7 protein-coding genes and 1 pseudogene are annotated in these 15,213 nt (G+C 25.8%); 3 read left to right on the top strand and 5 right to left on the bottom strand.

Annotated features, from left to right (window positions below; genetic code table 11):
* Positions 1-33 precede the first annotated feature (33 nt).
* Genes ACFIJ5_RS12745 through ACFIJ5_RS12735 form a run of 3 tightly spaced genes read left to right on the top strand, consistent with a single transcriptional unit; the run spans position 34 to position 4,471 of the window.
* Positions 34-1,227, top strand: a complete 1,194-nt coding sequence (locus tag ACFIJ5_RS12745; RefSeq protein ID WP_404661460.1) for a glycosyltransferase family 2 protein — start codon at positions 34-36, stop codon at positions 1,225-1,227.
* Positions 1,228-1,238: 11 nt separating this feature from the next.
* Positions 1,239-3,329 carry a cellulose biosynthesis cyclic di-GMP-binding regulatory protein BcsB gene (locus ACFIJ5_RS12740; RefSeq protein WP_379807592.1) on the top strand — a complete coding sequence of 697 codons (2,091 nt, stop codon included), beginning with the start codon at positions 1,239-1,241 and terminating at the stop codon, positions 3,327-3,329.
* A 29-nt stretch (positions 3,330-3,358) separates the two neighbouring features.
* On the top strand, positions 3,359-4,471 hold the full coding sequence (locus ACFIJ5_RS12735; RefSeq protein WP_379807590.1) for a glycoside hydrolase family 113: 1,113 nt from the start codon (positions 3,359-3,361) through the stop codon (positions 4,469-4,471).
* Positions 4,472-4,630: 159 nt separating this feature from the next.
* Here ACFIJ5_RS12735 and ACFIJ5_RS12730 read toward each other — a convergent pair whose 3' ends face one another.
* The 5 genes and pseudogenes from ACFIJ5_RS12730 to ACFIJ5_RS12710 form a co-directional block, all read right to left on the bottom strand.
* Positions 4,631-5,464, bottom strand: a complete 834-nt coding sequence (locus ACFIJ5_RS12730) for a PHP domain-containing protein (RefSeq protein ID WP_379807588.1) — start codon at positions 5,462-5,464, stop codon at positions 4,631-4,633.
* Positions 5,465-5,708: 244 nt separating this feature from the next.
* A complete protein-coding gene (locus ACFIJ5_RS12725; protein WP_379807586.1) occupies positions 5,709-6,755 on the bottom strand; it encodes an NAD(P)H-dependent oxidoreductase in 1,047 nt (348 codons plus the stop codon).
* Positions 6,756-6,779: 24 nt separating this feature from the next.
* The gene (locus ACFIJ5_RS12720) at positions 6,780-8,048 is read right to left on the bottom strand and encodes a lactate/malate family dehydrogenase (RefSeq protein ID WP_379807584.1); all 1,269 of its coding nucleotides are present in this window, start codon (positions 8,046-8,048) and stop codon (positions 6,780-6,782) included.
* 14 nt (positions 8,049-8,062) lie between these two features.
* Positions 8,063-12,913 carry a cytidyltransferase gene (locus tag ACFIJ5_RS12715; protein ID WP_379807582.1) on the bottom strand — a complete coding sequence of 1,617 codons (4,851 nt, stop codon included), beginning with the start codon at positions 12,911-12,913 and terminating at the stop codon, positions 8,063-8,065.
* Positions 12,914-13,360: 447 nt separating this feature from the next.
* A pseudogene (locus ACFIJ5_RS12710) lies at positions 13,361-14,655 on the bottom strand (IS110 family RNA-guided transposase).
* Between the last annotated feature and the right edge of the window lie 558 nt (positions 14,656-15,213).

Raw genomic sequence — 15,213 nt, 5'->3', positions numbered from 1 at the left:
TATTCTTTAGTATCTATATGGATACTTTTGCTTATGAATATGGTATTAACTTTATTAGGACATAGGTATTACATTAAGTGTCTTAATTTAAAACCAAAAGAGTTAAAGGAAGAAGAATATCCTAAGGTATCAATACTTGTACCAGCTCATAATGAGGAAAAAGTAATCGGCAGAACTGTAAAATCTCTTTTGCTTTTAAATTATCCTAAAGATAAGATGGAATTAATAGTAGTAAATGATAATTCTTCAGATGGAACTTATGAAGTTTTAAATAAAATAAGAAAAGAATATAAAGGTTATAATTTTAAGATAATTAATACTGATAAAAAGACAGGAGGTAGAGGAAAATCAAATGCCTTAAATATAGGGTTGAAAAATTCTACAGGTGAATATATAGCTGTTTATGATGCAGATAATACTCCTGAAAAGAATGCTTTAAAGTATCTTATACAAGTAATTTATTTTAATAAAGAACTTGGTGCAGTAATAGGCAAATTTAGAACTAGAAATAAAAATAAAAACATACTTACAAGATTCATAAATATAGAAACCTTAAGCTTTCAATGGATGGCTCAAGCAGGTAGATGGGAACTTTTAAATTTATGTACTATACCAGGTACAAATTTTGTAATACGACATGATTTAATTAAGAAATTAAATGGTTGGGATATAAATGCTATAGCTGAAGATACAGAGATAAGCTTTAGACTGTATAATATGGGCTATAAAATAGCTTTTATGCCTTTGTCAGTTACTTGGGAACAAGAACCGGAAACTTTAAAAGTATGGTTAAAGCAAAGAACAAGATGGGCAAAAGGAAATGTTTATGTACTAACTAAATATATTAAAAAGATTTTTAAAAACATTGAGAAAAAAGTGGTATTTGATATACTATATTTTTTCTTAATATATTTCATATTTTTATCTTCTGTAATAATATCTGATATAATTTTTGTTTTAAGTATTACAACAGATATAAAAACTAGCGTTTCAGGAAACTTTTTTTTACTTTGGATACTTGCTTATGTGCTTTTTATACTTGAAGTTAGTATAGCGTTAACTATGGAAAAAGGAGAAAGCGGAATAAAAAATTTAATTTTAATTCCAATAATGTATTTTACATATTGTCAACTTTGGATGGTTGTAGCTATAAAAGGAATAATTGAATATATTAAAGATAAATTATTTAAAAAAGAAGTTAAGTGGTATAAAACAGAAAGATTTTAGGAGAGATACATATGAAAAAATTTTTGAGTAAATTAATAATTTTCATGTTAGTAATATCAAGTAGTACAATGATCATTAATAATGTAAAAGGTGAAAATATTACAAAATCTAAAAAATATGAATTAAAAAAAGATATCATATTAAAAGGAGTTTATGGAAGTAATAAATTTTTCTTTCAAGTAGATAATAGTTGGAAAGTTAAAGATGCTTATTTAAATTTAATATTTACTCAAAGTGAAATTATAAATAAAAATTATTCAAGTATTACAGTTTTGATAAATGGATTTCCTATATATTCAACTAAACTTGAAAATAAACAAAATGTTAAAGAAAATATAAAAATATCTATACCAACTAATAAAGTTATTAATGGATATAATGAAATAGAAATAAAGTCTTATAGAAGAATATCAGAAAAACCTTGTGTTGATGATTTAAATAATGCAAATTGGTTAGCGTTACTTAAGGAGTCTTATGTACATATTAATTTTGAAGAAAAAGAGGATACAAATTCTCTCAGAGAATTTCCATTTCCTTATATAAAGGCTAGTGATGAAAAACCAGTTAATAGTGTAATTTTACTTCCAGATAAATTTGAAAGTAGTGAAAGCACTGCAGCTATGATGCTTGCAGCAAATTTTGGATCAAAAAGAAAATTTAATAATTTAAATATACAAATGTATAAAATATCTGATTATAAGTCAAAGAACAATAACATAATATTTATATCAAAAAAGAATAAAGTTCCTAAAGAAATATTGAATTTATTAAATAGTTATGAATTAAAAAGTTTAGAAAAGAATTGTATAATTAAAGAAGTTAAATCACCATATAACAAAGATAAAAAGATGTTGATTATAATTTCAAATAATGATAAAAACATAATAAAAGCAGCAGCGTTACTTTCAAGTAAAAATTTAGTTAGTGAAATAAGTTCTAGTAATATGATAGTTGGTGAAAATCTAGATGTATATGATAAGGAAAAATATCAAGGAGATAAGATAGTTTTATCTAAATTAGGATATGATAATGTTACATTAAAGGGTATGTTTAGACATGAAGTAGATTTTAATATATCTATACCTAAAAATAGATATATTAAAGATGATGCAAAAGTAGTTATTAAAAGTAGATATTCTAAAAATTTAGATTTTGATAGGTCACTTATGACAGTATATATAAACGATACTCCTATAGGAAGTAGAAAATTAGAAAGTAAATATGCAGATGAACATGTGATTGAAATAAAAATTCCTGAAGAAATTAGAAATACAAATAATTATAATGTTAAAATAGCTTTTGATTTAGAAATGAAAGATTTATATTGTACCATAAGACAAGAAGATACTCCTTGGGCATATATATCAAATGAGTCATATATATATACACCTTATGATAATTCAAAAGAAATAGTATTTGAAAATTATCCCAATCCTTTTGTATCCAATGGAGTATTTAATAATTTAACTATGGTTTTACCAGATAATCCTTCATCTAGAGAACTTACGTGGGCAGCAAATATAATTGCACATATAGGACATGATGTTGAGTTAAATACAGGGAAGATTAATGTAATAAAAAATAGTGAAATTTCTTCTAAAACAAATAAAGATAATCTGATTGTATTTGGTACACCTAACAACAATGATTTAATAAAGAAATTAAATAATAATCTTTATATTAAATTTGATGATAATTTTAATCATTTTCTTTCTAATGAAAAAATTAACTTATTAAAAGATTATTCTAAGAAGATATCATCACTTCAGCTTATAGATTCTCCTTATAGTAATACAAATAAGATTATGGTAGTTACTGCAGTAGAAGAAAAAGATTTATCTATGGTTGAAAGATATTTAAAAGATTTTAGTTTTATATCAAGGTTAAAGGGAAATGGAGTAATAATAGACAGATATGGTGATATTATGTATAATTATTATGGTAAGGATTATGAAGATGGAAAAGTATCAGAAAGTAATTTCTTTAAAAAAATATCTTTAAGTGGTGAAACTAAATTTTTAGTAATTTTTTTAGTATTCTTAATATCTTTCAGTATAATAGTAATTGTTTTGCTTGCAAGGAAACATAAAAGAAATGTTTAATTTTTAGTATTTTTTATAAGGAGAAAATAATGAAATTTTCAAAAAAGAATTTAGTAATTGTTATAGCTATTGTTATCATTGCCTCAATATTTTATGTAGTTCAACTTAATCCTACAATAAAAGGATATATAAATGATATAAAAAATAAAATACAAGGCAAAACTTTAAATAAACAGTTTAGTGTTAAGATAAAATCCGGTAATTTATCTACAGATTATGATGTAGATCAGGTATTAGAAGATATAGATAAATTATCACTTAATACTGTAAATATACCAGTTATAGTAAACATAAAATCTCTTTCATCAAATGATATGAAGGTAGACTTACAAAGTGAGAAGAAGGCAATAGAGTTAATAAAAAAACTAAGATGGAAAAAAATTAATATAATATTAGAACCATATCCTTGGATTAAAAATGGTGAATTGTATGAAACTAATTGGAAGCCTACAGATATAAATGAATTTTTTTGGAATTGGAAAACAAAAGTTTTAAAAAAATTAATAGATGATATTGCAGTTCCATATCATGTAGATGCTTTAAATGTTGCTTCAAATTTTGTAAATATGGAATATGCAGAAGGTTATTGGTGTGATTTGATTGATTATGTAAAAAGTTTTTATAAAGGACTTGTTACCTATAGAACTTGTTGGTGGTATACAGCAGAATGGGATGAAAAAACTATTAAAGCTTATGAAAACAAATTAAATAATAAATTGTTTTCAAAAGTAGATTTTATTTCAATTGCAGCATATTTTGAATTAACCAATAACCCAACAAATAAAGTGGATAATTTAGTTAGTTCTATATATAGTGTTCAAAGATACAATAGAAAACAAAATGTAAAAAAAGAATTAGAGAACTTACACAATAAGTGGAACAAGCCTATATTTTTTGGAGAATTAGGTTTTCCAAAGAGAAACTATGCTTCAGTAGAACCTTGGAATCCACAATCATCAAATGTAGTTAATAACATTGAACAAGCTAACTGTTTTAAAGCTTATAATAAGGTATTCGAAAAAGAAAATTGGCTCTTAGGTTTTTCAGTTTTTGCCATAGGAAAACAGGGAAACGATAAAAATTATTATCCTAGTAAAGAGAGTATAGAAGTTATTCGTAAATGGTACGAGATTAAGAAGTAAAAGTATAATTTATTATAATTCAACTTTCGCAGATGAAAAATAGTCGCTACGGGAAATGATATCTTGCTTAGAACTTGTGAACTTTGTTCAAATGTTTCTTACGTAATATATCATTCCCTTTGGCTTACTATGAAAGTTGAGTTATAATTTATAATTATATTACAGATTTAATGCACTAAGAAATGCGCAAAGTCGTTTCCCTTCAAGACATATATCACCAGGTTTTCCATGAGTAGTATCATTTTTACCTAATCCATGAAAATCAGAGCCCGCAGTAATGAACTTGTTATATTTTTTAGCAGTATCTAAAAATTTTTTTTCATCTTCTTTACTATTTAAAGGATAAATTGCTTCAATACCATCAAAATCAAATTGCATCATTTCATCTATGGAAGAATTTTTGATTAAAACAGGATGAGCAAGTACTACTACAGCATTCAAATCTTTAAGCATTTGTATACCTTCTGATACGTCAATTTTTTTATTAGGTATATATGCAGGGCTGTCTTTACCTAAAATATTATCAAATATATATTTCCATGTGTAGTTATAACCTTTATCTATAATTGCTTTTGCTATATGGGGACGTGCAATGACGCCTTTAGCACTTTCAACAACTTTTTCATAGCTTACTTCAATGTGAAAATATTTTTTTAGATTTTCAATAATTTTTTTACCTCTGTAGATTCTATATTCTCCCATACCTATTAAAAAATTATTAAAATCTTTAGATTTATAATTGTCATCTCTAAAATATCCAAGTATATGTATAGTCTCTCCTTTGTACATTGTAGAAAGTTCAATGCCAGGAATAACTTTTATACCTAGTTTTGTTCCATACTTTATTCCTCTTTCTACTGAATCTAAAGTATCATGATCAGTAATAGACATGATATCAAAGCCTTCTTTAGAAACTAATTCTATTAAATCTTCTGGAGAATATCCTCCGTCTGATGCATTTGTATGTAAATGAAAATCACCTTTTGTATACATCAATTTCACCTCTTCTGTTAATAAGTCACATATAGATTATATAACAAAAGATATAAATTCTCCATTATAAATGTAAGAGAGTAATTCTAAAATTTTATCAGATGATAGTTATTTATTTAACTTTCGCAGGTGAAAAATAACCGCATTTAATAAATTAAATAAAGGCTTTTTGATATTTAAATAAAAATAAGGACTATCTCAAAATAGAATTTAATTTTTACATAGAGATAGTCTCATTTTTTTATTATATAGAATTAATAAAATTTTGCGAAAATTTACATGTCCGTTTTTCAATGTTATCGATTTCAAAAATAGCATAGGGGTCATTGGCTATTGCTGTTATGGCAAAGTGAGGGGGAAGTCTAAAACCTTTATTTATATTTAATGATCCAATTAATTGTTTTGCTACAGAATCACTGCCAGAATTACCAGATACAATTACTGAAAAAATAGTTTTATTGTAAAAGCTTATTGTCCTATATAGTACTGTTAATCTGTTAATTGCTGCAGTTAAGTTTGCAGCTATAGAATCATTGTAGTTAGGACAAAGCCATACTATTACATCAGCTTCTTCTATAGAAGGTAATACTTCTCTCACCATAATACCACCATAAAAACAACTTTTTTGTTTTCCATAGTGAACACATAAATTATAAGGACAACCTTTACAATCCATGATTTCACCATTTTCAATTTCAAGTTCTTTAATACAATAATTATCTAAATGTTTTGATACTAGATGCCATAGGTCTAATGTATTAGATCTTGTATGCGGACTAGAATATAAAACTAAAATTCTAGGATTTTTTACTGGATTATAATAATAGTCAAACAATCTATTACCGAGCCTAGAACACATTTTAAGACATAATTCTTTAAGTGGAAGATTTATTGTTTTTTGCCATGTAGCAAAGTTCCTTAAAGAACTTGTTGCTTCTACAAGAGGGTGGCCTATAAAACTGCATCCCAAATTATTAGCCATAAAAATTAAGTCTTGAGTAGCTCGTTTAGTAGAAAATTCAGTAATACTATGCGTAAGTACTGCTCCAACAGAACCTTTTAAGGCATCGGGTTCTTTTGTGTATAATTTATGAAAAAATTGAATCATAGGAATATCATAACCAATGTCTGTAAGTTCTATGGCAAATAATAACTTTTTATTTTTAAGATCTGGAATGCTGCAGATATCATCAATAAAGATAGTTTCAATACCCTCAGTAGCAGATTCTATCATTTCCTTTAGAAGGTCAGAAATATTTTTATTGGGCCGTATTACATAAATTTTATTCAAAATATCACATCCCCAAAAATCATACTATTTTAACATATTATATGTTAAACACATTTTATTGAATAATACTTCTGGAATATCTAAGGTTTCTAGTTTAAGTCCTGCTTTTGTAAGTTTATTTTTACATCCAAAGAATACTCCACCTAAAAAGTTTGTGCTGTAATTCCATTCAGATTTTAATGTAGCTAACAATGAAAGTGTGCCTGATGAAAGAGCTGGTGCAATATAAGGTTTAAAACCTATAGCACGAACATCTAAATTTGCTTTTTTTGTTTTTTCAGTAAGTATATCAGATATATTTTCATCATAGTTTTTTATACTATTTGCAATTATGAGTCCTTCCCCATGAGGACCAAAAGCTCTACCTTCTTTTGAATATTCTTTTGCAAGGTCTTTGGCATAATAATTAGCTCGAGCGTGCATAACTCCAAGACCATAACCTCTTATTTGTTCAGGGGCAAGTCCATTAAGGTCAAAATTACCATTATCGTCAGTATTGCTATATTCAAAAGCACATTTGCATAATAAATCTACTGGATCTGATACTACTGCAAAAATACCTTTAAAATTATTTTCTCTAGCTTTTTTTGCGTAATATTTCATTACTTTAGCATTTCCTTCAAGTTGAGCGATTCTAACATCTTGTTTTTCATTACCTACTTTAGGTACTCCTATTGAAACACAGAATACAAACATATCACAATCAAATAAATTATCTTCTTCACATATAACAATTTCAGGATACATTTTATCAGCATCAGGTCCTAATATGCAATTAGTTTCAAATTTCCATCTTTTCATTTTGTTAATATCCTTATCGTATATTCCAATTTGTTTTATATATTGCTCTCCAAGTAATCTAAGTCCAGTAATTAAAGTTCCACCTACATCACCTAATCCAACAACATTTATTTTTATAGGTTTATCTGCACATAAAATAGGAAAGTTACTATCTAATATATCTAAACAGCTCTTATATTCTGTATTTAAAGAAGTAACTCTATCCTTTGCAATTGATTCTGTCAACCAGTTTGGAATATTTTCACAAGAGGTTTTAGGATTTTTTAAAAGATTTAAACTTTCATTTTCTATAAATAATAAGTTGGAATTTGTTACACAAAAACTTCTTTTTGATTTTCTAGGATCCAACTTATTAAGTGCAAATATGTTTCCTTTAAAATCACAAATATCTTTTTCACAAATTTCCTTTACATTAAGATTTTTTATATTATTATATGAAATAATTTTATTTTTGCTTATCATAAGTTTATTATCTAGAGTATAAAAATACATGTAATTACCTCACTTTACTTTATTATGGGTTTGAATCTATTTAGTAATTCTAAGTCATTTTTAAGATAATATGACGGATTTATATTTAAATTATATTCTATATCTTTACCTTGATCAGGACATCTAGGGATAGTAAAAACTTCACCAAGTGAAAAAAGTGTTAAATTGCGCTGCATTATAATGTGAAATTGTTCTTCAATAGCAGTTAAAATATCAATAGAATTTTCAATACATATTTTTGAAATATTATAAACTGATTCAGTAGATGCATTTTTAATAAAAGAAGGATAAGTATAGGGCATTATTAAATTAATAGAAGGAATTAAATTTCTTTTAGGAAAAAAGCCTCTCCATAAAGCATCTCCACCTATAAAAGGATAAAGAGCACTTTCATTAAACCAAAGTTTAAGTCTAGGAATAAAGTACACACTATTTACATCATAATTTTGAATATCCATTAAATCCTTACCTCTACCAGACATTATACCTACTATTATTCTTTGAACATTCATATGTTGTTCTTTAAACAAAGGATCTAGAGCACTTATTCTATGACCTTTATGGAGTAAATTGTCCACTAAAATTATAGGTCTATTAAAAGAATTTAACATTTTTATTTGATTTTTTAAATTTAAGTAATGAGGGAATTCTCCTATAGAAAAATTTTTCATATCAGCATCAAAATATTTTTCAGTATGCAGAGATTTAGTTACAGTATTTGGAACTATATATTTATCTAATATATCACCATAAGGTACACACATTGATGTTCCTAATTTTCGTATTTTACTAATTTTAGTTGATACATTGTTTTCATTACAAATTTTTTTGATTATTGAATTATGTGTCATGTTACAATCAAAGGATAATACAAGTTCACCAGGATATAATTCTGTTAAAACTTTTTGTAGATATTTTCGTGATTCATAAATACAATTTTTAATTTTAGTATTATTTCTAAAGGGTTCTTTTATTATATTGTCCATATCTAAATTTAAAACACAAGGAGTACTCATGTTAACTGCAAGAATAGGAAATTTATTTTTAGAAGGCATTTCTACAAAACCTTGAAGTTTTAAAAGTTCATATATATTTTCAGAAAATGTTTCTTTAAACTTACTATTATATAATGCATATTCATAGTCTTTAGATATACAAAAGGCTAAAGTTTCAGTTACTAATATTTGATTTAAGTAAGAGTTTTTATCTTTATTAAAAACAAATAAATTATCTATAAGAATTATTCTTCCAGTACTATTTTCTCTTACATATTTTGAAAGTTCTAAATCTTTTAATTCATTGTATAACATACTGGAACGAATCCAATAGAAGCTTGAAAAACCAAGAAGTTTTTTAGATATACTATCTCTAAGTAATAAAATTCTAGAAGAAGGTTTCATAAAAAATTCATTAAAATATTTAAGTAACTTGTTTACTTCTATTGGTAAGATGTTTTTTAGTTCATTAATTAAATTTTCATTTAAATTTTCTACAATTTCTAAGTCAATTGAATAATATTTCATCAAAGATTTATCTTCAGGTTCTTTTTGGTAAAAACCATATTCATATATATATTGTTGAGCCAGTGGATCTATTAAACTTGATATATCTCTGTTTTCATCAATATAACTTCTAATTCGTGTAGAACTTATTTTGGAATATTTTTTTGGAAGTTTTAACAATTCTATTTTATTACATATTTTCTTTGATGCATCTTTTAAATTTTTATTATTACCTCGTTCAAATATTATATGAGGAAATGTATGAATTGAATTTTGTGTTATTTTATTTTGATAACATGAAGCATTTAAAATTACATCACTTCCAACCACAATATATACTTCAGAGCATGGGAAATTATTTTTCAATGTTTTTAAATCTTCATTATTTGATATATTAGTTTGAAATTCATCTGGATATATATATATATTTAATTCATCAGCAATAGACATACTAATTATTTTTTTTCTAAGTAAATTTGGCAATGTTCGTTTAGACCATGAAAATTCATCTATACTTAAATAAACTTCAAAACCTAAATCCCTTATGTGTTGGGCAATTTGCTTATGACTAATAGAAAAAGGATCAAAGGTTCCAGGGAAAAAAGCTATTTTTTTTGGAATAGGTAAATCAATATACCCTTTGAAGAAAACATAATCACTTATAAATTTATATACATTATTTAAAGCTATACAATTTGTTAAAAATAGCAATTCATTACTTTTATTATCATTTATAAGGGTTAGGATTTTTTTAGATACAAGTTTAAAAATAGAATTTTTTTCTTCCAAATTTAAATTTTTAGAGCCAAATATATCACTCCCAAATATAGTTAATGCAGATTGTTTTACTACGATTTTATAATCACCAATTCCATTGAGTAAGATATCAAGCATTGTAATTAAGCGTTTATCGTATGTATGCTTCTTTTCTTTAAATCTTGTTTTGTATTTAGGATAATTAGTAATTGCTATACTAATTGTTTTCAAAAGTAGAGTTTTTATATTTGGTTTAGCCTGTTTTATTTTTAAAATCAAATCATCAATTATTTCATCAAGCTCTTTAGGCTGTAGGTATAAGATTATTTCTCCTAAATATCTAGGGATATATTCTGTAAATCTATGTCCTTCTATTTCAAGCGCTCTTAGAAGTTCTACACATACTTCATTTCTTTCTGCCAAAGATAGATGAGGAATTAGTTTTAAAATTGCTCGCCCAGCTCTATTTCTTACAGTTTCAATATCACTTACCTTCAAAAGATTACAAAGGTGTAAACAAGTGTGAAGGCCTTCAGAATTAATATTATTGAAAGAATGGGATAATAAAACATCTATTTGGTTTTTCTTATTAATCCAGTTAGTAGCAGTTTTTAAATTACTTAAGAATATTTTTTGTATTTTATTTTTACTAAATGTACAGTTATATTTAAATTTATCTACATTTTCTAAATTAAGAAGTTTACTAAGTTTATACAATAATAAATTTTCTGAAGCCATTTTACATTTTGATTTACTATTTATTAAAAAAGTCTTTATTTTATCTACAAAATTATTATGATAATTTAATTTAGATATTATATTGTAAGTAGTTTCTAATGCAGAAAGCCTTAAAGTGCTATCATGATTTTCTACCACATTGTAAATATAATCAAATAGTATTTCTAAATCTTTTTCATAGGGATCAAGAGGTATATATTTTGCCATTTCTATCAAAAACAGTTGAGTTTCTAATGTTTTATAATTATTTTTATTAAAAAATGATAGAATGATGCTCCTATAATGTATAAGTAAATCTTTTCTGCAATTTGAAAATAATGAATCCACCATAATTTTTACACTGTATCCAATCCAAGTTCTATGTTTAGGTATAAATTTATAACTTGGATAAAGCAATAAATTCATATATTCTCTTAGTATATGAATGCTTACATTGCTTGAAAGTTTAACATCTTGTGGAAGTTCTTTTCTATATTCTTCATCAAGGGTTGCAATAATAAAACCAATCAATTCTGCACAATGTCTTCGTATATCATCTTCTGGATGTATTAGGTTTTCATATAAAAATTTTATTGTTTGAATTTTTTGACCTTGAGTTAAATAGGTTGAATATTCTTTAAATACTCTTATGTATTGTCTTAGCTTTTTCCAGTCTTTTTCACTTCGTGCTTGTTCTAGTATTTTATCTAATGAATATTCATCTCTCAATTGATACATTAAACTAATATTATGTTTTATAGATAGAAATTTTAAATTTTCAACAATTTCATTACAATGCATTAAAGAATAATTAGGAGAGCTAACTTCTTTTATAGAAGGTAAAGTATTGGGATTTACACTAATGCCTAGATTGATTAAAAAATTCTCAAAATCTTTTAGTTTAGAATATACTTTTTTGTAACGTTTTTCTTTTTTTATATCTAAATTTTCTAGTTTATTTAGAATAACATCAAAAGAATCTTTAAGGTTAAATATATGCATCTTTTGACCATTAGGTGTTTCTTTATTTTTTACTCTAAAGTCACTGTAAATAAGTATTAATGATTCAAGAGATAAATTTTCAAGTTCTAAGTCCCAGGTAGAATGGTTTATTGCTATATTTCTTATGTAATTTATATTAAATTCTTTAAACCAAACATCAGTGTAGTAATAATGAAGTCTAGGAACTCGTTTAAGTTCACTGCCTTTACAACCATATTTGCCTATATCGTGTCCGGCAGCAGCTCCAGATACTCTACCAAGGTCAAGTGGTACATCAATTTCTTTAAGTTGACGAGCAATAAATAAGGATAAAAAATGTACTCCACATATATGATCTATTGTATTAAATCCCATTACTTCTTTGTTTAATTTCATCATTTCATATATATTATCTTTTTTAAAAACTCTTACAAAAGTAGAGTATTCCTGTGGTCGTTCCAATTGTTTTTTTTCTTCATAGGAAAGAAAAATTAAAGGATATTTACTTTGCCAAGTATTGTTTTTACAAAATTTTTCATATTCACATAGTACTTTAAAGATTCTAAGGTAAATTTCACAAGGAGTTTTTAATTTTTCTAAAAGAGTTATATTTACTGCATCAGGAAAAGATTTATAAAGTGTATATTCATATATATATTTTAACCAGTCTTTTGGAATATCAACATTTTCAGGAACTGAATCTTCTAATATATTTATACATAAATTCAGTGTGGATTTGCAGCTAAAATCTTTTGACGTAACTATGCTTTTTAATTTTTCTATGAATTCTGAATTATTTAAATGATTTAATATAAAATTTTTATTAAGTTCTAAATTGTTTAACCATTTAGAACTTAAAAGTTTTTTATTTATAGCATTATATATATTGTTAAAAGAGAGTATTTTCATGATAGAGTCTCCTTTCTATTTTGTTAGAAAGTCTTTCGCTAAGTAGTATTTTTTTACTCCGAAAGTTGAATTATGTGATTTTTATTATACCTATATATGAGGTAAGAATTTTATTTATATGTAAATTATATACTTATATTTTAACTTTGGAAAGGAAGATTATATATGTTTATGATATGGAATAAGTTTTAATATTATAAATTATTTTTGTAAAACAAAATAGAGTATAATTGATGTACAAAGTATAAAGTGCAGAGAATAAAAAATCCATATTTACAAATATAATAATTTCAAATATAATGATTGTATAGATTTGAATTTAGACCAGCTAGTAATAGTCAATAGTTTTTTTAAAAAAATTTATTTTTAAATTAGGGTATAGCAAAGCTAGCTATTGTAAAAATACGAACAATAGCTCTCTAATTTATTATTTGGGTTTAAAGCCGATTAGGCTACTGTTTTACATTGATTTTGAAGATACATTTTCTCGTGTATCTTAGGATCTCTAATCTCAAAAGGTTTCTGGTTTTTAAGAACCGAGAATATGTACTTGATTAGTTTGTTCATAACAGCACCTAAAGCCACTTTTTTCTTTTTACCTTTAAGATTTTCTTTGTAGTATTTAAGCAAAACTTCATTGTTAGGTTTACCATTTTTGTTAGTTCTCACGGATGCTAATGCGATAGCATATAAGGCTCGGCGTCCGATTCTGGTACCACGCTTAGACATTTTATTTCTATCACTGTTGAATTTGCCTGATTGATTAACAGAAGGATCGATACCAAAATATGCAATTAAATGCTTAGGCTTAAGAAAACCGTTGATGTCACCAATTTCACTCATTATAGTTATTGCTGTTAATTCACCAATACCAGGTATTGAGTATATTAATTGGATGTTTTTAATAAATGTCTCTGGAAGCCTACGGCTTTTTATAAGTGAATGTATTTCCTTCAGCAAACATTCAAGTTGAGTTTCTAAGGTTTCTATCAATGAAATTGTATTAGTGATTTTTACAAATAAGCTAGACGACTTTATCCCAATATAGAGTGCTTCTTGGGAAATAAGAATCAGTTTTTTATAAAGATTTTCACTATAGTTTAGTCCTTTTCTTGAATTGCTAGAAATGATTTCTATCAAAATCTCTCTATCTGCATCAAGAATGGCTTGTGGACTAGTAAATTGCTTAAGTATAGCTAAAGAAGTTTTACACGTAATATTTGAAAATACGGAATTGTATCCAGGAAAAATAACTCTTAAGTCAGTAGATAATTTTTTCTTATAAGTAGATTTAGTATCTGTTAATTTATAGTAGTCTCTGCAGAGAGATTTTAAGGTATAAATTTCAACATCGAATGCAGAAGAACATTTAACAGATTGAAATTTACCTATTTTAGCGATGGATATTGCATCACTTTTATCATTTTTCACTTTTCTTATTCCACTATTTTTGTTACTATTAGTAATGAGTGGATTAAAGATAAATGTTTCGAACTTATCTTTAAGAAAGTGGAAAAGAGTAAGGTGATAAACACCAGTAGATTCCATGAAAATGCCAGTTTTCATGTTAAACCTTCTTCCGCTTTTTTTATTTGATCTACTAGGTAATCAAAACCATCTCTATTATGTTTAATCTTAAAAGGCTTTCTGTAAATTTCACCGTTAGGTGCCAGAATAGCTACTACTGAAAAATCTGCTGATACATCAATTCCAACTGTTGGTTTATATAAAAATTTACTCATGTGTATTATCTCCTTTATTTTTGAGATAGAATAGATATTCCATTTCTATCAGTAATTCTATAACCTTGTTTGTGACACGGGTAATTCCCAAAAGGAAACCCAACCAGCTAAACATAGAGTTCTCACTGATGGAATGATACGCTAATTCACGGGTATAAATGACTCGACAGAGTCACTCCCAGGAGGTGTACATCTATCCTCTATTCAGGAGATATTATACCAAAATATTTAACTGTATAGGTTTCAATTTGACTTTAATAGAAAACTTAGTTTAGATGTAAAATGAACGCCCTATCGGGCAGAAATAATTAGAATAATAATAAAAAGATTTGTCGTAATGTTCGTTAGAATAATAGATAGTTTTCTATTGAATGTTATGACTACATTATACAAGGAGGTGTAAAGATGAACTTTCAGTTTACTTCATATATACTTAAGTATATGAATGTATTTGTAAATGAAACATTCACTTTTGGAGCATTAGGGATAGGTGCGTCTAAAAATGAATATGTTTTGAAAAACTGAAAGTAAAATCTTGCAACTTAGAATATATAAATG

Origin of the sequence: Haloimpatiens myeolchijeotgali (assembly GCF_042688525.2) — a bacterium.
In the GTDB taxonomy this organism is placed as follows: domain Bacteria; phylum Bacillota; class Clostridia; order Clostridiales; family Clostridiaceae; genus Haloimpatiens.
The sequence above is the reverse complement of the archived record's forward strand: the minus strand, read 5'-3'. Positions and strand labels throughout refer to the sequence as shown.